This window comes from Anaerococcus lactolyticus ATCC 51172 (assembly GCF_000156575.1).
Lineage (GTDB): Bacteria > Bacillota > Clostridia > Tissierellales > Peptoniphilaceae > Anaerococcus > Anaerococcus lactolyticus.
The window spans coordinates 281,928-303,888 of sequence record NZ_GG666046.1 but is presented as its reverse complement, the minus strand read 5'-3'; the positions used below and the strand labels follow the sequence as shown (position 1 = coordinate 303,888).

The following is a 21,961-nucleotide window of genomic DNA, read 5'->3' as shown; positions in this document are numbered from 1 at the left end:
CTAAGATCCTATAAAACTCAAAGCTAGGCAAAGCAGGTAAGTACCATTAATCAAAACATTGGCCATGCCAATACCCATCATCTGACCAATCCTAGCTTCTGGTAGAAGACTTGCAAAAATTAGGTTTTTAAGAAATTTCCCCTTAATCATAAACAAGATTAGGTTTATGCCGAGAAAGAGATAGCCTAACAAATAATAGGTCAGAACCAACTGGCTTACAATCCAAAGTCCCACAGTGATTTTGTATAAAATCCTGATTTTTTCCCTACCCATGACCACAGCTAGGGTATATCTTTTTGCCCTCTTGTCTTTTTCTATATCGCTGGCGTTGTTGCTCATCATTATCAAGGCTATGCCAAGGATAAAGGGAAGGGAATAGGCTAAAATTTCTGGGTTTAACCTGCCAGAAATAGTAGCATTTACTCCAAGAGGTATCAAACCACCCATCACAAGGCCACTTGTAAGTTCTCCAATTGGCAAATATGAAATTGGAAAGGGCCCCTTAGAATAAAATAGAACTGTAAGGGTTGCGATTATGCCGATTACAATACTGGCATAATTTATTCCATCTAAGGCTAACAACCCCAAACCTATGCCAAGACCTAAAAATATCCAGCCTAAGTTGTCAACGCTTTTGGGTCTGATATGGTTATAAAACATTACGTTGTCGTCTTCCTTTAGGTTATCATCTATACTATCAACTCCATTTACAAAATCACTGTAGTCGTTTATTGTATTTACAGATGCCTGAAAGAATACGCAAGCAAATATCAAGGCCAAGGCTCTTATCAAACTTATGGAATAGCCAAATTTCAAGCTAAGGAGGATGCCAAATATTGCAGGTATAACTGAAGCAACAAAAGATTTTGGATTAGCAAAATTGATTATGTTTTTTACTGTCATTCTTTGGTAGGTTTGCATCAGCTATTTTCCACCTTTTCTAGAATTTTTTCCAAGTACATAACATCCTTACCATCTATACTAGCTAAGATAAACCTGTTTTCATCAGCCAAGTCTCTTATTTTTAGTGCAGTCAAAGTGTCAGCCTTGGATTTTATCAAAAGCTTTCTCAAACTTATTAATTCATCTTCTCCAAGTTTTCTTTCCTTATTTTCTAGCAAGATACGGTGGATTTCTTCTCCGTAATCTTCATCTTTTAGACCAAGCAAGACTGGATAGGTATAAATCCCCTCCCTGATGTCGGAGAATTCTTCCTTCCCAGTAATAAGTTTATTAGAAAATAGGTCCAATAGGTCATCCTTTAATTGGAACATCAAGCCCAGATTTTCTCCAAAGGCTACCATCCTTTCAGTATCCATTTGGCCAAAACCCGCATTTCTCGCTCCAAAATAGCAGACAGTCTTAAAAAACGAAGCAGTTTTGCCTGAAATATTTTCAAAATATTCATCTTCACCCATGTCAAGCCTGTATTTTATAAGGTTTTGCCCAACTTCACCGTTGCACATATGCTTTATTGTATTGGCTATTACTTTAATCTCGTCATATAAGTTTTCATTTGCCAAATAGCTAAAAACTTTTGCTATCATATAGTCCCCAGCGAATACGGCTACATCCTTGCCGTACTTCGCTTGAGTTGACTTGTGTGATCTTCTTAATGTAGAATCATCTATAATATCATCGTGAATAAGTGATGCAAGGTGGGTTATCTCAACAGCCGCAGCTTGGGAAATAACTTTTTTTGAAATTTCTCCATCGCCCATAAGACTTATACTAATTAATAGCTTAGTCCTAAGCATCTTCCCACTTGAAGTCAAGGCGTCTTTGATTATATCGCAAAGATTTTGACTTGACTTATAGTCGGATAAGATATTTTTTATCTCTTCATGGACCTTAGAAACACAGTCATCTATTAACTTTTCCCTAGTCAATGCCTCACTTACAATCACGTTCATTTTTAGATGAGTCCTCTCTTTTCAGATATGATTTCTGAAGTATGTTTAACCTTTATATCAAGGCCTTCTGCTTCTAGACCACCTCTGATTTGCATCATACAACCAGGACAATCTACAGCCACAACATCTGCTCCAGACTTTTTAATATTTTCGATTTTATTCTTTAAGATTTTTGATGAAATATCTGGATACAATACATTGTAAGATCCTGCGAAACCACAGCAGTTATCGCTATCTTCCATTTCAACAAATTCTACACCTTCAGTTGCTTTTAGAAGGTCCCTTGGTTCTTCAAAGACACCCAAAGTTCTCTTTAAGTGGCAAGAATCATGGTAGGTTACCTTAACATTTTTGCCATCACCATGGTTTTCGTGGGTATCTTTTTCGTGGAAAAGCTTGCAGAAGTCAACACACTTGCTACCTAATTCCACAGCCCTCTTGTGCATCTCAGTACCTTCTTCAAAGAAATCCTTGTAAGATTGGAGTTGGTGGGTGCATGATGGACAAGCAAGAAGGATATAATCGTATTTTTCAGCATCCATAGCCTTTATATTTATCTCAGCTTCCTTGGTTGCATTTTCTATATCACCCATGTTGCTAGCAGGACAACCACAGCAAGCTTGACCCATTGGGAATTCAACCTTGTAACCAATTGAGTTCATATTCTTAATCAAGGATTTAGCAGTATCTACATATACAAAGTCTAATAGGCATCCTGCAAATAGGGCAACAGTTCCCTTTTGGTTTTCAACTTTTTGATCTATCTCATCAAAAATATCCCTTAATGGCACCTTTGCTATTGATGGGAGAACCTTTCCACCTGTCATACCTGCTGCAAAGTCAGGAAGGTGTCTAATCATAGTGCCACCCTTAGTAAATGGCTCTTGGGCAATAGATGCTATCCTTAGAAGTGAATGGAAAAGTTTCCTATCTGTTACTGCATCTAGGGCAAATTTCTTAACTGGGTTTGGGTTTTTCTTTACATTTTCTTCCCTAATACCCATGATCATTTGTGCTATTGGTAGACCACCACCACAAACTTCATTGCACCTACCACATTGGAGGCAGACGCTTTCGATTTGGTTAGCCCTATTTTCATCAATTAAGAAGTGGGTTAGGAGGGTACCAATACCACCTGTATAAACATTTGAACCGTAAACGTGGCCACCAACTAAGGCAAAGGCTGGACAAACATCTAGACAAGCTCCACACCTAATACAGTTAAAGATTTGTCTGTATTCTTCTTCTGCTAAGATTTCTCTTCTGCCTGGGTCATCAAGGATTAGACAGTAAAATCCCTTATCTTCTTTGGTATCATTTTCCTTATCTGTAACAACTTCGCAAGCGCCAGTGTAGAGAGATAAGTAAGAGGTAATTCTTTGGGCAGTACCATTACGTGGAAGAGCCTTGAATATCCACCTAGCATCAGTAATAGATTTTACAAATTTTTCTATACCAAATATGTAGAGGTGGTCTTTTGGCAAGGTACCAACCATCCTACCATTACCTTCATTGGTCATTGTGAAAACTGTACCAGTTTCAGCAACAGCAACGTTAGCGCCAGATACACCAAGGTCTGCGTGGGTAAATTTATCCCTCATAACCTTTCTTGCTGTCCTAACTTCTTCAGAAATAACTGGTGCGTGGTCTGTCTTTGTGTAGTCTGAGAATAAGTCTGCTACCTGCTCCTTATTTAAGTGCAAAGCTGGCATTACCATATGTACTGGAGTATTTTCTTCTAGGGAAATAATAAATTCACCCAAGTCAGTTTCTTGGCACTCTACCCCATTATCCTTAAGAATTTTATTAAAATGTATTTCTTCAGAACACATTGATTTTGATTTTACAGCTGTCTTGATGTCTTTTTCTTTGATGAAGTTTTTAACCCATTCAGCTGCTTCTTCCTTGCTTTTAACTACAACAACATGGCCGCCCCTAGCTTCACAATTTTTCTTAAATTCAGCTATCATTTCATCAACATGGTCAGCTGCATAAGATTTTACTTTTTTAATAGCTTGTTGGGTTTGTTCGAAATCAACACCCTTGTAAGAATTCAACCTTCTTTGTGGATAAGTTTTACAAAAATTACCAAGGGTCCTACCTAAAGTCGCGTTATCGAGCGCGTCCTTTATCTCATCTTTTAAACTTATAGTATCAACCATTTTTATCTCCTCAATACTTCAGATTATAGATCTGTCACAATAATAATGCTCATTTGTAAAGGACCGTGAACGCCCACAGTACCAACACATTCAATATCTGCTGTCCTTGAAGGACCTGTAATAAATCCCACATATTTTGGGAAAGGTTTTAATTCTGCTAAGACATCAAACATATCATCATATGTTTTTACAATTGTTGACCCCTTGACTATTCCAATGTAATAATCAGGCATAATCGCCATAAGTCTTGTATCTACATTATCACTAGCTTGGATTACTGAGCCAAGCTCTGCTATACCATAGGCAACTTCTGTGATCCCACCCTTATCGGTTTCACTATTTAACCTAATATGGTCTGTATGTACTGTGATACCATTAGCTTTTAAGCAATCGCTTAAGCCTATTTCCTTGGCCAAGTCTGTTTCAAGCATACAGGTAGAAGCAATTGCATTGTCCTTATAAATTTTGGCTACTGTTTCAGCCAAATCATTTTTACTAACCTTGTAGCAAGTGCCGTTGACACTTTCAAGGTTTTGGGCGAAAGTATCAAATAATTCCATTTTTCCTTCCATATATTTATGACCTCTCATTTTCATATTCTAATCATAATCCAACACAATTCTTAATTTCTTATCTTCTAGGGAAAATGAACTTATCTTCCTTGAAGATACCGTATCTGGCAACTTAAACCTTCTCTTGAAATTTAGGTAAGATATTTCTAAATCTTCACCTATCTTCTCTACCTTAACCTCATCTCCTTTCGCATAGTCAAGGTTAATAAGTATAACCTTGCTCGCCTTTTCTTCGATTAATTCAAAGGACTTTTTATCTATAAAAATATCTTCAAGATATTGGTCCACAAAATATTCGTCATGAAGCCTATTTAAAGCTTCTAAACCAATGACCTCATAATCTTTTAGGCTTAACTTGATTACTTTTTCTTCCTTGAAAAAGTCATCTATAGACCTTATAATCCTAGCCTCTTCATCTAATAAATTATCATAAGATGAATTTCTCATAGCTTCTGGGTAAATCATATTTACAAAAATACAATCAGTTAAAAAATCGTACATATTTGTAAGGCTAAAGGAACGAAAAGTTTCATTCGCCACCACCTTGTTAGCCTTAGTAACAAACCTAATTGTAGTTTGCGCTGGATCTTGTAGGATTTTTTCAAGTTCATATAATTTTTTAGATAAGCTTATAAATTCATCAAAAACTATGTCTTTTGGTTTTTTAACTTCTGTCTGCTTTTCAATAAAACTACCGAAAAGTCGATTAAATCTCTTAACTAAAGGCACTAAAGAATCTGCCAAATTCTTGAATTTTTCTCCCGTAGACAAGAGAGAAATAGTCTCACCACTAGGTCCACAATCCACAACAAGGACTTCAAATTCTCCACTCTTATAAATCTCTAAAATTTTCAAAAGGGAAAACACATCGTCCAAACCTGGCAATAACAGCAATTCATCTAATTGAATGTCATCCAAGGCATTTTCTTCTACCAATTGTCTTATGTAAAGATTAAGATTGCCCCAAGCCTTCTTGCTCTCCTTAATTGCATTTATCTCAAGCGCATACAAGTTATGAGCAACCTTGCGAGGTGTATCATCTAATTTTATGTCTAACAAATCACTTAAGCTGTGGGCTAGGTCACTGCTAATAACCAAGGTCTTGTATCTTTTTGAAATATTTATAGCTGTAAGGGCAGAAATGGTTGTTTTGCCAACCCCTCCCTTGCCAGTGTTTATAATAATTCTCATATAGATAGCTCCTCTTGGTCCTTACTTTCTAAGTAAATAAAAAGTTCATCACCCTGGCAAAAATACTTGCTAAGCTCTGAATTTATGCATACATTTGGCAGGCTAATTATCCTTTTTATATCCTTTAACTTGATATTTATGTCAGAACCTTTTTTATAAACTTCCACATCCTCAACAGCCGGAATATTAATTTTAAGGATGTACCCATCAGGAATTTTTTCAAAGTAATGACCTTCTTTGAAAGGCCTTATATCTAAAAGATTATCTTTAAAGTCTAAGCTATCAGCAAAATCTTCTAGATCAACCAAACTATTTAGGTCCTTATTCATTAGACCTATCTTATAAATTGGCAAATTATAAAAGCAAGCTTTAATCTCCTCAAGCCTTTTATTTTGTATTTGGATGCGTTTTTTAATAAAATCGATATCTTCATCTGCCAACAACCTGTTTGCAAAAAATCCATCCACATTATAATCAAATAAACTTAGGTAGGCAAAATCTCTTTTGCTCTCTTCAATTACCATTTTTTCAGCAAGTCCTACCAACCTTATTGTCGATATAGTCTTATTCTTCAAGATATCTTCTAATTTTTTTAACCTCTGATAAGTAACTTCCAGCTTATCCAAAGCTTCCTTATCCGGCAAATCAATCTGGTATTTATACTTGGATATAGGCCTTAAGGTCCTAATAATACCCTTCCCAACACCAAAAAATTTTTCCAGATACCAGCTAAGCATCTCAGGGATTTTTAGGTAAGCAAAGGTAGATGCTGATGCTGGGCAATCCACAACTATATTTTCAAAGTCGTAATTTTCGTATATATCAAGGATTTTAAGCAAGGAAAGGATATTCACTACAAAGGGCATATCATAGCTAGAATTGTAGGAGATTTTTGAAAAATCAACCTTCCTAAACTCGTTAGCTAGGCTTGCCTTTATGCTTGGAAATTCTTCTTCTAAAATCTTTGAGCTATCAAATTCAATTGCAGTTAGACCATCTCTGACCTTTGTTAAGGTATTTCCTATTTTTATAGAAAAAATATCGGATAAACTATGGGCTGAATCTATACTTATCAATATAGTTTCTATATTTTTTTTAGCAGAAATAAGGGCAGTAGAGCTGGCAAGGGTTGACTTGCCAACCCCGCCCTTTCCTGTGTACATAAAAATTTTTTTAGTCATCTAATATTAAACCTTGGGAAATATTAGAATAATAGAATTATAAATAATGGCATCAATACAACAGTGCAAATACCAGCTACTGCTATAGATAGACCACTCATGGCTCCTTCAACTTCACCCATTTCGATAGCCTTTGATGTACCCATAGCGTGGCTAGATGTACCAATTCCAATACCTTGGGCAACAGGGTCTTTTACTCTCATTACCTTCATCACAGTTGGAGCAGCAATCGCACCTACAGTTCCCCTTAGGATAACTGTGATAGCTGTGATAGCTGCAAAAGTTTTGATAGTTACTTCATCAGCACCGAATTTGGCTACATATTCTTCTGTCAATGACTTAGCGATTGGTGTTGTAACTGATTGTGGCATCATTGAAAGGGTCAAATCTCTATCAAAACCAAAAAGCTTTGATAAAAGATAAGCTGAAAGGATAGCCACAAAGGATCCAACTATTACGCCAATTAAAATCGGAATGAGGTTGGCCTTTAATTTTTCAATATTTCTGTAAAGGCTTACTACTAGGGCAACAGTGATTGGGGCAATCATAAAAGAAATATACTTGCCACCCTTGTTGAAGTTTTCATAAGAAATTCCTGTTAATTTTAGGAAGATTATGCAAAAAACAATAGCAAGTAAAAGTGGATTTAGGAAGGCGATTTTGGTTTTTTTGTTTATTACCATCCCAATTCTAAACATTACTATACTTAGGATAATCCCAAAAAAATCATTATCCGCTACATATGTATTTAAAAATTCACTCATATTATTTCCTCACTTTTTGTACTAATTCTACAACCTTTGCTGTAACAGCCATGGTTATTAGGCAAGAAACTGTCATAACTATAAGAATCTTCACAGCATTATCCTTAATCACATCAAATTGAACCATAAGGGCAACACCAAGTGGTGTGAAGGTAAAGGCTAGGATTGATGTTAGAAAATCAGATGTTTCCCCAATATCGTCTACCTTTAGGAACTTGCTGCAAAGAGCAATAAATAAGAAAATCATACCAAAAACTGGTTCTGGAATTGGTAGTCCTGTTAGTTTCTTAGCAATAAAGCCCAACAATAAGAAAAAAAGTATATAACAAAATTCTTTTAAATATTTCATAAATTCTCCTAAAATTTTCAAAAATAATACAGTATCGTCCTTTGTAATTAGCTGGATTTCTTATGTTAACATTCTAACCACCCCTTCTATTACATATTTCTACTTTAAAAATTAGATTCGCAAACAAAATGATAAATATCAAAAAAATAAGATTTAACAAGTAATTAAAAATATTATTGGATATGTAGAGATTAATTTATCATTTTTATTTTACATGACAAAACTTATCACCTTTTAGCTTATCATTTTTTTTCATTATATCATAATTTTTTGTTAATGAAAAGGTTTTATAAGAAACTAATAAATGCTCTAAATCAAGCAAAAATTCTTTGGAAAAACGTGTTTTTTTACGTATTTCTAAAGCCTACAGCCTTTATAATTTAACTTAGCTTGTAAGAAATAATTTTAGTATTAGTAGAATTTTTAATAAATTTTAATTGAAAAAAAGGCTAACATATAATTTTTCTCCCCTTTATTATGATTTTATAAGTAATACTTTAATCTATCCCTTAAGATGTAAGAGCAAATTTTAGCTTGCTTTATTTTACAAGTTCCTCAACCAGCATGGTAGGTGTTTTTTTGTTTTATTCTCATTCGTTCGCTCAACCCACTTAAATAGCCAACAAAAAAAAGACTAGTTGAACTAGTCTTAAGCTTATTTGTTTTTTTCTCTCGAACTGTAAATCGCATTTGCAATCGCCATAGACATGGCTTCTGCTGCGAGTGTTCCTACCAAGTTGATATTTGCTTGTACTTTGTTTGTAGCTAATGAAAAAATTGTATCACCATCAAAGAGCGTATGAACGGGATTTATTGACCTAGCATAGCCGTCATGAGCCATGCCAGCTATTTTTGTTAGCTCTGTCTTGGTGAAAGTTGCGTTGGTGGCTACAGCGCCGATTGTTGTGTTGGCTGGTTTTATATCAGCAAAAGATCCTAGGATTTTATCAATCATATCAACAGTCTTAAGCATTTTCCCATCCACAATTGGCCCTGCAAGCTGGACTGCCCTGTGGTAGTCAAAAATATCTCCAAAGGCATTTACTGCAACTATAGCAGAGACTACCAAGTCTCCTTTTTTTATAGAAGCTTGACCTAGACCTGACTTTACCAAGTGGTCTGGTCCAAGGGCTTTGGCAACTGTGGCTCCTGTGCCAGCGCCAACTATTCCTTGACTCTTATCTTGATACCTAGCATTACAATAGGCTTTTTCGGTCATCTTTGCGTCTGGTCTTCGCTTGGAATTTTTGTAAGACAAATCGAATAGGACTGCCTGGCTAATGATTGGCACGACCCCAACTCCCACATTAAAGCCCCTGCCTTCTTTTTCAAGGATTTTCATAAGGTGGCTTGCCGCTTCAAGTCCGTAGGCAGAACCTCCTGATAAAATAATCGAACTTACTTCAGATACTTGGTTTATAGGATTTAATAGGTCAGTCTCACGAGTACCAGGAGCCCCACCTCTTACATCAACACCTGCAGTATTGCCAGGATCTGGGAGAATTATTGTAAGGCCTGTGCCACCTTCTAGGTCTTGGGCATGGCCGACTTTTATATTCCCAACATCTGTAAAATATCCACTATACATTAGATATCCTCATTTCTATAAGTATCCATCATTGAACCAAAAACATCAGATGAAGATGGTGGAGTGTATGAAATGGCATTAGCTCCAGCTTTGATTGTCTGAAGTATGGACGCCCCGTCCTTGCCACCTGTGGCAATTATTGGAAATTCATCGCCGATATCTGCCCTAATATGGCTAACGAGGTCGGCTGTATATTTACCACCAGATACATTTAAAATTTCTGCTCCAGCTTCAATCTTCGCCTTGTAATCATCTTTCAAGGATGAAACGGTGGCTATAACAGGTATGTCAACAAATTTTGAAATTTCCCTTATATCTTCGTGAGGTATTGGTCCATTAACTACAACCCCATAGGCACCTGCAAGCTCTGCATAGTAGGCCACAAACCTTGACCTTGGCCCCTGGGTAGTGCCACCACCGACTCCAATAAAACATGGAACTGAAGCTATGGAAATGATAGCCTCGGTGATAGAATTTAGGGGTGTGTAAGGATAGACAGCCATAATTGAGTCAGCATTTGAATTTCTAATTATGGCAAGGTCTGTAGTGAAAAGTAAGGATTTTATCCTCTTATCAAAGATTTTTATACCACTTGCCTTGTAGATTTCCTCTGGCACAGAAATAAATGATTTTCTAAGCTTGGAATGGACTTGGGGCACGTTTTTCTTTTCTGTCATCTAATCCCTCTCAAATAAATCTCTAGTATAAAGCTTATTTTTTACATCTTTAAGGTCATCTTCGACCCTGTTTGCTATTATAAGGTCAACCTTCTTAAAATCATCTAAATTTCGAACGAGTTTCATACCTTCAAAGTCATCGCCATCGAGGTTTGGTTCATAAATTACAAGGTTGGCGCCCTTGGATTTTAGATTATTTATAACATCAAAAATCGCAGACTTCCTAAAATTATCCGAACCTTTTTTCATGACCAACCTATAAACGCCGATGGTTTGAGGATTTTTAGCAAGGATATCCTCACTTACAAAGTCTTTTCTAACTTCATTTGAATCGATAATAGACTTAAAAAGGGCTGACGGAATATTTTCGTAATTGGCGTAAAGTTGCTTGGAATCCTTTGGAAGACAATAGCCACCATAGCCGAAGGATGGGTTGTTGTAGTGGTCGCCTATCCTTGGATCTGCAGAAACACCCTCTATAATAGATTTGGAATCAAGGCCCTTAGCTATGGCGTAGTTATCAAGTTCGTTAAAGAATGACACCCTCATAGCAAGGTAGGTGTTGGCAAAAAGTTTTACAGCCTCTGCCTCACTTCTTCCCATCAAAATTACATCAGGATTATTTAGAGCCTCATTTTTGTAAAGGCCGGCGATTTTTTCACCAATTTCAGTCTTATCTGACACAATAATCCTTGAAGGGTGGAGGGAATCGTAAAGAGCCCTGCCCTCTCTTAAAAATTCTGGCGAGAAAATTATGTTATCACAGTTAAACTCTTTGTTTTTTCCATCAGTATATCCAATTGGAATAGTCGATTTGATAAGGATTGGCAAATCTTTTCTAATAGATTTTATCATTTTTATAGCGTCATCTAGGAAGGAAGTATCAAAAAATTTCTCCACTTCGTCGTAGTTGGTTGGAAGAGCGAGGATGGCAAGGTTGGCATCCTTAAAATCCTCCTCTCCGCTTGTTTTAGCGATAAGATTCAATTCTTTATTGGCTAAATAATCTATTAGGTAATCGTCCTTTAGGGGAGATTTTTTATTATTAATTAGATCGACTTTTTTTTGGTCGATTTCAAGGCCTATAACCTCATTTGTTTGAGCGAGTAGGACTGCATTTGAAAGACCAACATAACCCATACCCATTACTATAATTTTCATCATAACTCCTTTATTAAGAAACTTAATATCATTTTACATTTATATAATTTATTTACAATTCGTAACGCCCCACTAAAGCTTGCTAAATCCTACCTCTCCTAGGCTCTAGAAAAGCTTATACGATAATAAAACTTAGCTAAGTTTAGTTTGTGATAGTTAGGATGCCTGAACAGTAAGAATATGGGATGAAGTCTATATTACTAAAGTGGTTTTTTAGCTCGTCATAAACAAAATAAAATTCATCCTCATCCCATTCGTTCTTACATTTTTCCCTTGTAGCTTCTAAATCTCTTCTTGTTTTGAAAGCCACATCACCAATATATATCTTTCCGCCCACATTCAAGAGGGAAAGCAACGTTTTTATGAATGAAACCTTATCCTCATCACTTAAATGATGAAGTGAATATGTCGCAATTATCGCATCATACTTATGGTTTAACAAGGATGAAACCAGCCCCCTTCCAAAGTCACCTGCATATAAATCTGCATTCGGCATCTTTTCTTTGGCAATTTTCATCATTTCCTCAGAAAAATCTTGGCCATAAATAGTTAGGCCCTTGTCATATAAACCACTTGCGAGCGTTGCCGTACCAAAACCTATATCCAAAACATTTTTTGCTTCAGCTCCTAAGACATCCTTATAAATAGCATTTAAAATATCCTTATAAGCTTCAAATGGATAGGTATTTTCCTCATCACAAAGACCGACACTTTCGTCATATCCATCTGCCCATAGGTCAAAACCTTTATTATCAAGCATCCTTACCTCCAATAAATAAATTGTATAAGTTTTATTGTTTAAATTATACTCCTTTTAGCAAGTAAATATTAAAAATAGGACCTAGGGCCCTATTTTTCTATGTTCTCTATATCTTTGTCAATTTTTTCAACAAGGTCTTCTATTAAATTTGGAAAGGCCTTTATAAGTCGTTTTTCACTCATCTTATCGAATTTATTAGCTATATCCATCCTAATTTTATTTCTCTTTGCCTCAAGTTCCTTAACCCTTGGTTTGATTTCTTCTCTCTTCTCCTTGATAGACATGGTCCTGTCGTAGACACGCTTGCCAATATCATCAGAAACTTCTCTAATATCTTCGCTTGCAGCTTGGAGTTTTTTAAACTTCTTATTAAGTCCAACCAAGGTTAGAATAGTCTGTGCCATATCCACAGCAAAAATTGCCAATAAAATTATGTTAGCATAAAAAATAAATTTTGGATTTAAAAAAGCAAAAAATCTTACAACCAAGGGGTGGATAGCCTCATACAAAACAAAGCAAGCAAGGCCCCAAAGAATTGAAAATTCAAGGCAAATATAGCCGCCGAGGTTAAATCTCATATCAGAATAATCCCACCATTTCTTGTGGAAAATCTTCTCCAAAAGAAAACCCCCAACAAGTTCAAGGGCTGTGGCTATAAAAATCGATCCAAAAAATAAGTATAACTTATTAGTTTTTGCTATATCAGTCAAAAAATAAATCACACCCAAGGCCCCAAAACCGTAAATCGGACAAAGAGGCCCATTCAAAAACCCCCTATTAATAAAACGCCCAGTCTTAATAGCCTGGTAAGAAACCTCCATAATCCAACCAATAAAGGCATATACAAAAAAATATCCTATATAAAACCTAATAAAAAACACCTCCTTTAGATCCTTTTAACTATTATACCCAGATTGAGAAAGATTTAACAAAAAAGTGCCCTTTCGGACACTTTTCTCAACCCTCCCCATGGTCAGTAATAGGCTCTTCGTCGTTGTCTATGGCTTCTTTTACGGTTTCTTCTGTCTTTTCCTCAATTTGATCGTTGTCTATGTGGGAGCGGTCGATTAGTTTGTTTAGTCTTTCTTCATCTTGTTTGGTGAAGTCTAGGTCGTCGTCGAGTTTTTTTCTCATGTAGTGTCTGATTCCCAGTCTTTTCATGGATTCTCGTCTGATGACTGATCTTTCTTTGAAGTAGGCGAAGACTAAAAGGGCCATCATGAATATTCCAATATAGCCGATTATTGGATAAAATATCGAAACTAATTTCTTAAAGCCTAGGAAGGATAGGACGAATCCTACGCCTGTGATTGCTACAAGCATGATTTTAAAACGCTTTTCATCGTCGTTTGAAAATCTCCTTGCTAGAGCATAAAAAAGTGAAATTCCTGTATTAAATATCATTCCAAATACTACCAGAGCCATGACAAATCCTAGAATTGGACTGATATCTTCTATGATGTAAAGCATTGGTATGTCAAGATTATATACTTCTTCGACTCTTATTAAGAGGGTCAAGGTTATTAAGACTCCCATGATTCCAACAATAGCGCCTCCCATTAGGCCACCTTTGCCGGCATTTTCTGTGCTTAATTCATCTCCACCTAGTACAAGTCCCATGGAAACTGCTGTCATTAGGCACATTCCAAAATAATTTAGGACTGCAAAGCCTACATTATCAAAGTTTGATGGAAGTTTTACCGCGAAGGCATTTAGGGCTTGCCAGTCTGGCTTGAATTTAATAAAGGTGTAGACAGACCCGATTAGGACAAAACCCACGATAAAGGGTGTAAATGATCCTAGTATCTTGCTTACCTTGGAAAAATCCATCATGCCAACGACAATTATTAAAAGGGCACATAAGACCCTACCAACGTTGACATTTAGACCAAAGGCCTGGTTTAGGTTAGACCCCGCCCCTGCAAGCATGACAAAACCAACTACAAAGCAGGTGAATATCAAGGATATGTCCATAAATTTTGAAATAAATTTGTTAGTGATTTCGTCAAATACATCGGAATGGTCGGTCGCCAGATAGTGGCTACCGAGAATTAATAAAATCCCACCGATTACCATATGTAGGATGCCTACTAGGCTTATACCGACAAGTCCATTTATTCCAAGCGAGACAAAGTATTGCAAAAGCTCTTGGCCCGAGGCAAGTCCTGCACCTGTGAGGACGCCAACATAGGCGAGCATTATCTTAAATGTTTGTTTATTCATATTTCCTCCGTCCCACCATGATACCGGAAGAGAAGTTTTTATCAAATTAAACAAAAAAAGACTCCACAAGGAAGTCTTTTCATTCGTGCTATTATCAAATTTATTGACTCAAATGGGAAGTCTAATATTTATTAGCCCCCACTTTTCGCTAATTTCGCTAATTTCTATAGTAGATGATTATGAGGTCATCTTTTCAAGGGCTCTTATATTGGTTATTAAGATTTCATTCCTACCGATAATCTTGATTAAGCCCATCTTTTCAAAGTTTGATAACTTCCTCGAAAGGGTTTCTCTCACAACACCCGAATAAGACCCCAGTTCCTCACGGCTAAGGTGGGATGTAATCAAAACTCCGTCTTTTTTGACTATTCCAACATCATCCGCCAAGTCCAAGAGGACTTTGGCGACTTTCATGTCTGCGTTTATGGTCGAAAGCCTGTCTATAAGCTCTTCAGATCTCCTAATCCTCCTGAAGGATTGGTCTAGGATTTTGATTAGAACTTTGTTATTTTTTTTGAGGATATTATTGAAGTCAATCCTTGATATTATCAGGAGTTTAGCCTTGGTTAAGGCCCTCGCCTCATAGATATATTCCTCTTCGGTAAGGAGGTTGTGGGCGCCAACAAAGTCTCCCTCGCTGTAAATATACAAAATCTGCTCCCTGCCGTCAGAAAGGTAGGTGGATATTTTTATAAATCCCTCGAGTATTATATACATAAAATCAGCCGAATCACCAAAGGAAAATATCATATCTCCCTTCCTGTAGGCTAAAACTTGGGGTCTGTACTTAAAACGTTGTAATTCTTGATCGGATAAAAAGGCCAAAAAACTTTTTTCATCTTTTTTGTAGTCGTTCATAATTTGCTCCTACAAAGATTTTAACATATTGTTAGCATAAATTTCAAAGTTTTTTGCCTTATCCTTATCCATGGCCTCCATGTTTTTAATCCTGTATGGCTTGCCCAAATCTGCATATTTACACACTCCCAATTTGTGGTAGGGAAGAATTTCTATCTTATCAATATTTGCCTTTATTGGCCTAATAAAGTCAACAAGCCCATCCATATCCTCTTTGGTATCTGTGACAAAGGGCATCATTACGTGTCTTATCCAGACCCTGGTATCAGTTTTTTTGATTGATTCCATAAATTTTATGAGTTTGTCTTGGTAATTTTTTGTTATTTCATAAAAGAAGTAGGGATCATAATGTTTGATATCCAAGAGAATTAGGTCGGCTTCTCTGGCTATATCATCGTAATATTTTTCATCACCCACACCTGAAGTATCCACTGCCACATGGATGGCTTCCTTGTGGAGGGCTCTTATGGTTTCAAGCACAAAAGCCCCACTTGCCAGAGGCTCGCCACCCGAAAGGGTGACTCCACCTCCGTTTTTGAAGTAGGGTTTCATTCTTAGGGCCCTTTTTACAATCTCTTCTACCGTCACATCCCTGCCATAATCGAGGGATTGGGTGTCGGGATTGTGGCAAAATACACATCTTAGTGGGCAACCAGAAAGGAAGAACACTGTCCTTATTCCCGGTCCGTCTACCAGGCCCATTGTTTCTATTGAATGTAATTTTGCCATAAGACCTCCTTATCTTATTGGTGGTTGTGGAAGGTTCTTTCTAGGACTTCTCTCTTTTGTTCATCTGTAAGTCTGTTGAAGTGAACAGCATAGCCAGAAACTCTGATAGTGAGGTTTGGATACTTGTCTGGGTTGTGGTAAGCGTCTAGAAGTTTTTCTCTTTGAAGGACGTTTACATTTAGGTGGAAAGCATCTTGGCCAAAATATCCGTCCATGATGTTTACAAGGTTATCTATTCTCACTTCATCTTCCTTGCCTAAAGCGTCAGGTACGATTGAGAAGGTGTTTGAAATACCGTCTTCACATACACATTCATAAGGAAGTTTAGCTACAGAGTTAAGACTTGCAAGAGCACCTGATTCGTCCCTACCGTGCATTGGGTTTGCACCTGGAGCAAATGGTTCGCCTGCCTTTCTGCCGTCTGGTGTTGTACCTGTCTTTTTACCATACATTACATTTGATGTAATTGTAAGGGCAGATAGGGTTAATTTAGCATTTTTATAGGTAGCATGTTTCTTAAGTTCATTTGAGAAATAGGTTAGAATGTCAACAGCGATTTGGTCTACCCTGTCATCATCGTTACCATATTTAGGGAAGTCGCCTTCTGTTTCAAAGTCGATTGCTATGCCATTTTCATCCCTAACTGGTTTTACTTTTGCATATTTGATTGCAGAAAGTGAGTCAGCTGCGATTGAAAGACCAGCCACACCTGTTGCTAGATTTCTCTTAACATAGGTATCATGAAGGGCCATTTGACCTGCTTCATAAGCATATTTATCGTGCATGAAATGGATTACATCGAGGGTCTTCACATATAGGCCTGCTAGTTCAGATAAGACTTTTTTGTAATTTGCAAGAACTTTGTCATAGTCAAGGTATTCTGTTGTGATTGGCTCAACATCATTAAATAACCTAATAATGCTACCATCCTTGTTTTTCTTCTTTTCGTCAACTCCACCATTTATTGCATAAAGGAGTGATTTTGCAAGGTTGGCACGCGCACCAAAGAATTGCATTTCCTTGCCAACTTCCATAGCAGATACGCAACAAGCTATAGCATAGTCATCGCCGTACATATTTCTCATTAGGTCATCATTTTCATATTGGATAGAATCTGTCATGATAGAAACCTTAGAACAGAACTTCTTCCAACCTTCAGGAAGTTTTTCAGCCCAAAGGATTGTCATGTTTGGTTCTGGGGCTGATCCTAGGTTTATAAGGGTATTTAGGTATCTGAAGGCTGTCTTTGTTACAAGAGTCCTACCATCTAGACCCATACCACCGATTGATTCTGTAACCCAAGTTGGGTCCCCACCGAAAACTTCATCATAGTCTGGAGTTCTTAGGTGGCGAACAAGTCTTAATTTGATAACAAGTTGGTCAATTATTTCTTGAGCGCCAACTTCATCAAGGATGCCCCTATCCATATCTCTCTTGATATAAATATCTAGGAAGCCTGCATTTCTACCAATTGACATAGCTGCACCATTGTTTTCCTTAACAGCTGCAAGGTAGCCAAGGTATAAGAATTGGGCTGCTTCTCTCGCATTTGTAGCAGGTTTAGAAATATCTATACCATACTTAGCTGCCATATTTTTAATCTTGCCAAGGGCTCTGATTTGCTCGCTAACTTCTTCCCTTAGTCTGATAGTTGCTTCTAGGTTATTTTCATCAATTTCAATCTTATCTAGGTCTTTTTTCTTTTCTTCAACTAGCCTATCAATACCATAAAGGGCAACTCTTCTATAATCGCCGATAATCCTACCACGACCATAGGCATCTGGCAAACCTGTTAAAAGACCAACGTGTCTAGCTGTTCTCATATCCTTGGTATAGGCATCAAAAACACCCTCGTTGTGAGTCTTTCTAAATTCTTTGAAATATTTTGCTTGAACAGGATCCATCTCTTGGCCATAAGCCTCAAGGGATTGCTCAACCATCCTGTAACCACCGTAAGGGTTAACTATTCTTTTTAGAACTTCATCAGTTTGAAGACCAACTATGACCTCGTTTTCCTTGTCAATATAGCCAGCATCAAAACCGTCTATAGAAGAAAACCTGCTTGTATCTGCATTTCTGTAAGATTCTCTGATTTCTTTATTAATCAAATCCTCTACAACAGCAAATAATTTTGTAGTCTTTTCGCTCTTACCAGCTAAAAAATCATCTCCACCTTCGTATGGGGTGTAATTCTCTTGGATAAAGTTACGAACATTGATTTCATCTTTCCAAAGTTCGCCCTTAAATCCATCATATGCTTTTACTTCCATTTTTTCCTCCTAATATATATTTTAAAAACCGAAGTTTTTTTGACTATCTGCCCCTATTCTATCTGGAAAAAGCTTTCTTGTATGTGATTTGAATCACTTCAACATAAAAAAAGACAAGCACAATTGCTCGCCTATAGTAAATAAATATAAATTTTATACTAAATAATAGTTATATCCACCAAGTTCTATTGTTTTTGTAATTTTAAGCTTAACTACATTTGTAAGAACAACATCTTATAAATTATTTTTTCTTTTAATCACATATAATCCGATTATAATAGTTAGCCAATAAGCAAACTCTCCTAAGAAAATAATTAATAAGTCTTCTTTCTGGTGGGGACTATTCATTTGTAAATCTTCAAAAAAAGTTATAGCTAGAATAAAAATTACCACTATATTAAGTCCAATAGCTCTCTTTATACTAATTCTCATTTTCTAACTCCTACTAATTGCTGATTCCTTTGCCAAAGTCTTCCTATTTATTTTGGTATTATAATACTTGATTAGTTTTTGAACCACAAGATTCTTTTCTTATGAAAGATAATATTAAAACAATTTTTATATTATTTTCAAAATTAAAAAGCTATCCTTGTAACATTAGTTACGGATATCTTTCCTAAATTTTTTTATAATAGGATTATAAGATAAAAGTTTGAGAAAAAAAGAAATGAGGAAAAATATATGTTTTGTTATCAATGTCAAGAAACAGCTGGAAATAAAGGATGCAGTAAGGTTGGGGTTTGTGGTAAAAATGAATCTGTAGCCAACCTCCAAGACCTTTTAATTTATACAACCAAGGGTCTAGCAGGACTTGTGGTAAAAAAAGGCAAGGCTTGTGCCAAGGTCTACGATAGGATTTCAAACAATCTTTTCATTACCATCACCAATGCAAATTTCAATGAAAGTGCGATTTTAGATGCAATTAAGAAAACCATGGCCTTTAAGGAAAAAATCATGGGTAAAATCGGCACAGAAGGTCTAACTGATATTGAAAAATACATATCATACGACGATGAGGAGTTAATAAGAAAGGCAGTTGAAGTCGGGGTTTTAAATATTATTAATGAGGATGAAAGAAGCCTTGTTGAGCTAATTACCTACGGTCTAAAGGGTATGGCAGCCTACAACCACCACGCAAACGTCCTTGGCTACAGGGACGAAGAAGTCGACTTCTTTATAGCATCTGCCCTTGCAAAAACAACTCACAATGACAAGGAAATTACAGATTTAATCAACCTTGTAATGGAAACAGGATCTCATGGTGTGAAGGCTATGGCCCTACTAGATAAGGCCAACACCGAAACTTACGGCAATCCAGAAATTACCGAAGTAGATTTTTCTGCAGGAAAAAATCCTGGAATTTTAATTTCAGGCCACGACCTTCACGATATGAAAATGCTCCTTGAACAAACCCAAGGAACTGGAGTTGACGTTTACACCCACTCAGAAATGCTTCCTGCAAATTATTATCCAGCCTTTAAAAAATACGAAAACTTCCATGGCAATTACGGCAATGCTTGGTGGAAGCAAAACGAAGAATTCGAGAAATTTAACGGTCCAATCCTTATGACAACAAACTGCATTGTCCCACCAAAAAAAGATAATACTTACCTAGATAGGATGTTTACCACATCTAACGCAGGTTACCCAGGAGCTTTCCACATAGAAGCTGACGAAAATGGTTTTAAAGATTTTTCACAAATAATTGAAATGGCAAAGAAATGTCAGGCTCCAGAAAATCTTGAAGATATAACGGTTGTAGGTGGTTTTGCCCACAACCAAGTTCTTGCCCTTGCCGATAAGGTTGTGGAAGAAGTAAAGGCTGGCAATATTAGAAAATTTGTTGTAATGGCGGGCTGTGACGGAAGAAATCCTAAGAGATCTTATTACACAGATTTTGCAAAATCTTTGCCAGAAGATACTGTCATTCTAACAGCAGGTTGTGCAAAATACCGTTACAACAAGCTAGGTCTTGGGGATATCAACGGGATTCCAAGAGTCTTAGATGCAGGTCAATGTAACGATTCTTACTCACTGGTTCAAATTGCACTTGCCCTCAAAGACGTCTTTGGCCTCGATGATGTAAATGATTTGCCAATCGCCTACAACATCGCTTGGTATGAGCAAAAGGCAGTCATAGTCTTACTTGCCCTACTTTCACTAGGAGTTAAAAACATCCACCTAGGACCTACTCTTCCTGCCTTTTTAAGTCCAACTGTAGTAGACTTTTTGGTAGAAAACTTCAATATCGCACCAAATTCAACAGTAGAAGAAGACTTAGCAAAAATGATAGGCTAGATAATTCACAATCTAATAAATTTAATAAATAATCCTAGCGCCTGTGTCATTCTTAAAGCCCTAACCACATTTCAGGCAAGCCCGTCGGCTCCAGGAGACAAATGTATGGTAGGAAAATTTCCCTAGCGGCATAGAGCGTGTAGAGGCAGACGAGCATGGCGAGAAAGAATCTCATGAACTTAGGATTTACTATGTAATATTTAATAATCGTCGGCACAAGCGTGCCGACTTTTAACTTTAGAAATAAAGTATAATAGGACTTAGAAAGGACATATTAATGGATTTACGAGAAATAAAAATTTTTAAAAATTTAACAGACCAAGACCTTGACCTCATAAGGTCAAAAACAGAATTTATAGAAAAAACTTATGGTAAGGGCGAGTATATTTTTATGGCCGGTGATAAGAGTGGTGACTTATTTTACCTAATGGAAGGCGTCCTAAATGTCTACCAGATAGATTCAAATGGCAAGAGGTTTATCTTCCAAAACTTTACAAAACCCACACTTTTTGGCGAAGTTTATTCCTATCTGGGAGAGCCCTTTGACTTTGACTGTGAATGCGCCAGCTCTTGCAAAATTTTAATCATAAAAGATTTCAAGAAAATCTTCGAGCCCCCATGCCCGGAAAGTTTTTTAAGATCCTATATAAACTTCCTATCCTACAAGTGCCTAGCCCTATCAAAGAAAAACCAAATCACCTCCCAAGCAAGTCTCCGTCAAAAAATCGGTAAATATCTCCTAGAAACTGAAAATCAAGGCAAGGTAAAACTTTCAATGAAAAGGGAAGACCTAGCCGACTACCTCTCAACCACCAGACCCAGCCTATCAAGGGAGCTATCAAAAATGGCTGAGGAAGGGATTATAAAAGTCGGTGGAGATTTTATCGAGATTTTGGATAGGAATGGAATTGAGTTTTAGTTTTGGGTGGTGATTGTATTTTAAAATTACGCCGAATATATGACTATATTTTGCCTTTGAGCCCACGTAATAGTTCCCTTAGGCCTCCCCTTTTTATAAAGATTCAACCGTAAATAGAAAAATTTAATAAAAGATAAAGATAAAATATAATAATAAATAGATTTATAGAATATTTTTCAAAAATATTTACCACAAAAAAAGACAAGCCTTAATTGACTTGTCTTTTTAAATATCAATTATTATTGTAAATAATCCATATCCTTTCGAAGAAGCTTTGCTCCTTCTAGGCATTTGCTGGACTATCTATTGATTGTCTCAGTTCTACGAGATTTTCCCGTTGTTTTTT

At 36.6% G+C, this 21,961-nt stretch carries 20 protein-coding genes; 2 read left to right on the top strand and 18 right to left on the bottom strand.

Annotated elements, in window-relative coordinates; translation table 11 throughout:
* The 18 genes from HMPREF0072_RS06035 to HMPREF0072_RS05950 all read right to left on the bottom strand — a co-directional run bounded on the left by HMPREF0072_RS06035 (nucleotide 1) and on the right by HMPREF0072_RS05950 (nucleotide 18,830).
* Nucleotides 1-921 carry a prenyltransferase gene (locus tag HMPREF0072_RS06035; RefSeq protein ID WP_004828325.1) on the bottom strand — a complete coding sequence of 307 codons (921 nt, stop codon included), beginning with the start codon at nucleotides 919-921 and terminating at the stop codon, nucleotides 1-3.
* Nucleotides 921-1,913 (bottom strand): polyprenyl synthetase family protein, encoded by a 993-nt coding sequence (locus HMPREF0072_RS06030; protein WP_004828324.1) that lies wholly within the window; start codon nucleotides 1,911-1,913, stop codon nucleotides 921-923. Before HMPREF0072_RS06030 ends, HMPREF0072_RS06035 begins: the two co-directional genes overlap by 1 nt.
* A 2-nt stretch (nucleotides 1,914-1,915) precedes the next feature.
* A complete protein-coding gene (gene ldhH / locus HMPREF0072_RS06025; RefSeq protein WP_004828321.1) occupies nucleotides 1,916-4,075 on the bottom strand; it encodes an L-lactate dehydrogenase (quinone) large subunit LdhH in 2,160 nt (719 codons plus the stop codon).
* 23 nt (nucleotides 4,076-4,098) lie between these two features.
* Nucleotides 4,099-4,635 (bottom strand): LutC/YkgG family protein, encoded by a 537-nt coding sequence (locus HMPREF0072_RS06020; protein WP_248601172.1) that lies wholly within the window; start codon nucleotides 4,633-4,635, stop codon nucleotides 4,099-4,101.
* 39 nt (nucleotides 4,636-4,674) lie between these two features.
* Nucleotides 4,675-5,838 carry an ArsA family ATPase gene (locus HMPREF0072_RS06015; protein ID WP_004828316.1) on the bottom strand — a complete coding sequence of 388 codons (1,164 nt, stop codon included), beginning with the start codon at nucleotides 5,836-5,838 and terminating at the stop codon, nucleotides 4,675-4,677.
* Nucleotides 5,835-7,019: an ArsA family ATPase gene (locus tag HMPREF0072_RS06010; RefSeq protein WP_004828315.1), complete on the bottom strand. Its 1,185-nt coding sequence runs from the start codon at nucleotides 7,017-7,019 to the stop codon at nucleotides 5,835-5,837. Before HMPREF0072_RS06010 ends, HMPREF0072_RS06015 begins: the two co-directional genes overlap by 4 nt.
* A 23-nt stretch (nucleotides 7,020-7,042) precedes the next feature.
* Entirely contained in the window at nucleotides 7,043-7,783 is a 741-nt protein-coding gene (locus HMPREF0072_RS06005) for an LrgB family protein (protein ID WP_004828313.1), read from the bottom strand.
* A gap of 1 nt (nucleotide 7,784) precedes the next feature.
* A complete protein-coding gene (locus HMPREF0072_RS06000) occupies nucleotides 7,785-8,132 on the bottom strand; it encodes a CidA/LrgA family protein (RefSeq protein ID WP_004828312.1) in 348 nt (115 codons plus the stop codon).
* Between the two features lie 655 nt (nucleotides 8,133-8,787).
* Complete coding sequence (locus HMPREF0072_RS05995; RefSeq protein ID WP_004828310.1) at nucleotides 8,788-9,720, bottom strand: P1 family peptidase; 933 nt, start codon at nucleotides 9,718-9,720, stop codon at nucleotides 8,788-8,790.
* Nucleotides 9,720-10,397, bottom strand: coding sequence for a beta/alpha barrel domain-containing protein (locus HMPREF0072_RS05990; protein WP_004828308.1), 678 nt, complete (start codon nucleotides 10,395-10,397; stop codon nucleotides 9,720-9,722). Before HMPREF0072_RS05990 ends, HMPREF0072_RS05995 begins: the two co-directional genes overlap by 1 nt.
* A complete protein-coding gene (locus tag HMPREF0072_RS05985) occupies nucleotides 10,398-11,558 on the bottom strand; it encodes a nucleotide sugar dehydrogenase (protein ID WP_004828305.1) in 1,161 nt (386 codons plus the stop codon).
* Nucleotides 11,559-11,700: 142 nt separating this feature from the next.
* On the bottom strand, nucleotides 11,701-12,318 hold the full coding sequence (locus tag HMPREF0072_RS05980) for a class I SAM-dependent methyltransferase (protein WP_004828304.1): 618 nt from the start codon (nucleotides 12,316-12,318) through the stop codon (nucleotides 11,701-11,703).
* An 89-nt stretch (nucleotides 12,319-12,407) separates the two neighbouring features.
* On the bottom strand, nucleotides 12,408-13,199 hold the full coding sequence (locus HMPREF0072_RS05975; RefSeq protein ID WP_004828303.1) for a putative ABC transporter permease: 792 nt from the start codon (nucleotides 13,197-13,199) through the stop codon (nucleotides 12,408-12,410).
* 76 nt (nucleotides 13,200-13,275) lie between these two features.
* Nucleotides 13,276-14,541 (bottom strand): YkvI family membrane protein, encoded by a 1,266-nt coding sequence (locus tag HMPREF0072_RS05970; RefSeq protein ID WP_039931180.1) that lies wholly within the window; start codon nucleotides 14,539-14,541, stop codon nucleotides 13,276-13,278.
* A gap of 177 nt (nucleotides 14,542-14,718) precedes the next feature.
* Entirely contained in the window at nucleotides 14,719-15,399 is a 681-nt protein-coding gene (locus HMPREF0072_RS05965; RefSeq protein WP_004828299.1) for a Crp/Fnr family transcriptional regulator, read from the bottom strand.
* Between the two features lie 9 nt (nucleotides 15,400-15,408).
* The gene (gene pflA / locus HMPREF0072_RS05960; protein ID WP_004828298.1) at nucleotides 15,409-16,128 is read right to left on the bottom strand and encodes a pyruvate formate-lyase-activating protein; all 720 of its coding nucleotides are present in this window, start codon (nucleotides 16,126-16,128) and stop codon (nucleotides 15,409-15,411) included.
* Between the two features lie 14 nt (nucleotides 16,129-16,142).
* Nucleotides 16,143-18,398: a formate C-acetyltransferase gene (gene pflB, locus HMPREF0072_RS05955; RefSeq protein ID WP_004828295.1), complete on the bottom strand. Its 2,256-nt coding sequence runs from the start codon at nucleotides 18,396-18,398 to the stop codon at nucleotides 16,143-16,145.
* A gap of 234 nt (nucleotides 18,399-18,632) precedes the next feature.
* Nucleotides 18,633-18,830 carry a hypothetical protein gene (locus HMPREF0072_RS05950; RefSeq protein WP_004828294.1) on the bottom strand — a complete coding sequence of 66 codons (198 nt, stop codon included), beginning with the start codon at nucleotides 18,828-18,830 and terminating at the stop codon, nucleotides 18,633-18,635.
* A gap of 249 nt (nucleotides 18,831-19,079) precedes the next feature.
* Between HMPREF0072_RS05950 and hcp the strand changes: the two genes are divergently transcribed.
* Nucleotides 19,080-20,696 carry a hydroxylamine reductase gene (hcp, locus tag HMPREF0072_RS05945; RefSeq protein WP_004828293.1) on the top strand — a complete coding sequence of 539 codons (1,617 nt, stop codon included), beginning with the start codon at nucleotides 19,080-19,082 and terminating at the stop codon, nucleotides 20,694-20,696.
* Between the two features lie 277 nt (nucleotides 20,697-20,973).
* Nucleotides 20,974-21,615 carry a Crp/Fnr family transcriptional regulator gene (locus HMPREF0072_RS05940; protein WP_004828291.1) on the top strand — a complete coding sequence of 214 codons (642 nt, stop codon included), beginning with the start codon at nucleotides 20,974-20,976 and terminating at the stop codon, nucleotides 21,613-21,615.
* The last annotated feature ends 346 nt before the right edge of the window (nucleotides 21,616-21,961 follow it).

Coding starts and splice junctions, on each gene's coding strand:
- HMPREF0072_RS06035 (WP_004828325.1), bottom strand. CDS start 921: ATGCAAACCTACCAAAGAATGACAGTAAAAAACATAATCAATTTTGCT.
- HMPREF0072_RS06030 (WP_004828324.1), bottom strand. CDS start 1,913: ATGAACGTGATTGTAAGTGAGGCATTGACTAGGGAAAAGTTAATAGAT.
- ldhH (WP_004828321.1), bottom strand. CDS start 4,075: ATGGTTGATACTATAAGTTTAAAAGATGAGATAAAGGACGCGCTCGAT.
- HMPREF0072_RS06020 (WP_248601172.1), bottom strand. CDS start 4,635: ATGGAATTATTTGATACTTTCGCCCAAAACCTTGAAAGTGTCAACGGC.
- HMPREF0072_RS06015 (WP_004828316.1), bottom strand. CDS start 5,838: ATGAGAATTATTATAAACACTGGCAAGGGAGGGGTTGGCAAAACAACC.
- HMPREF0072_RS06010 (WP_004828315.1), bottom strand. CDS start 7,019: ATGACTAAAAAAATTTTTATGTACACAGGAAAGGGCGGGGTTGGCAAG.
- HMPREF0072_RS06005 (WP_004828313.1), bottom strand. CDS start 7,783: ATGAGTGAATTTTTAAATACATATGTAGCGGATAATGATTTTTTTGGG.
- HMPREF0072_RS06000 (WP_004828312.1), bottom strand. CDS start 8,132: ATGAAATATTTAAAAGAATTTTGTTATATACTTTTTTTCTTATTGTTG.
- HMPREF0072_RS05995 (WP_004828310.1), bottom strand. CDS start 9,720: ATGTATAGTGGATATTTTACAGATGTTGGGAATATAAAAGTCGGCCAT.
- HMPREF0072_RS05990 (WP_004828308.1), bottom strand. CDS start 10,397: ATGACAGAAAAGAAAAACGTGCCCCAAGTCCATTCCAAGCTTAGAAAA.
- HMPREF0072_RS05985 (WP_004828305.1), bottom strand. CDS start 11,558: ATGAAAATTATAGTAATGGGTATGGGTTATGTTGGTCTTTCAAATGCA.
- HMPREF0072_RS05980 (WP_004828304.1), bottom strand. CDS start 12,318: ATGCTTGATAATAAAGGTTTTGACCTATGGGCAGATGGATATGACGAA.
- HMPREF0072_RS05970 (WP_039931180.1), bottom strand. CDS start 14,541: ATGAATAAACAAACATTTAAGATAATGCTCGCCTATGTTGGCGTCCTC.
- HMPREF0072_RS05965 (WP_004828299.1), bottom strand. CDS start 15,399: ATGAACGACTACAAAAAAGATGAAAAAAGTTTTTTGGCCTTTTTATCC.
- pflA (WP_004828298.1), bottom strand. CDS start 16,128: ATGGCAAAATTACATTCAATAGAAACAATGGGCCTGGTAGACGGACCG.
- pflB (WP_004828295.1), bottom strand. CDS start 18,398: ATGGAAGTAAAAGCATATGATGGATTTAAGGGCGAACTTTGGAAAGAT.
- HMPREF0072_RS05950 (WP_004828294.1), bottom strand. CDS start 18,830: ATGAGAATTAGTATAAAGAGAGCTATTGGACTTAATATAGTGGTAATT.
- hcp (WP_004828293.1), top strand. CDS start 19,080: ATGTTTTGTTATCAATGTCAAGAAACAGCTGGAAATAAAGGATGCAGT.
- HMPREF0072_RS05940 (WP_004828291.1), top strand. CDS start 20,974: ATGGATTTACGAGAAATAAAAATTTTTAAAAATTTAACAGACCAAGAC.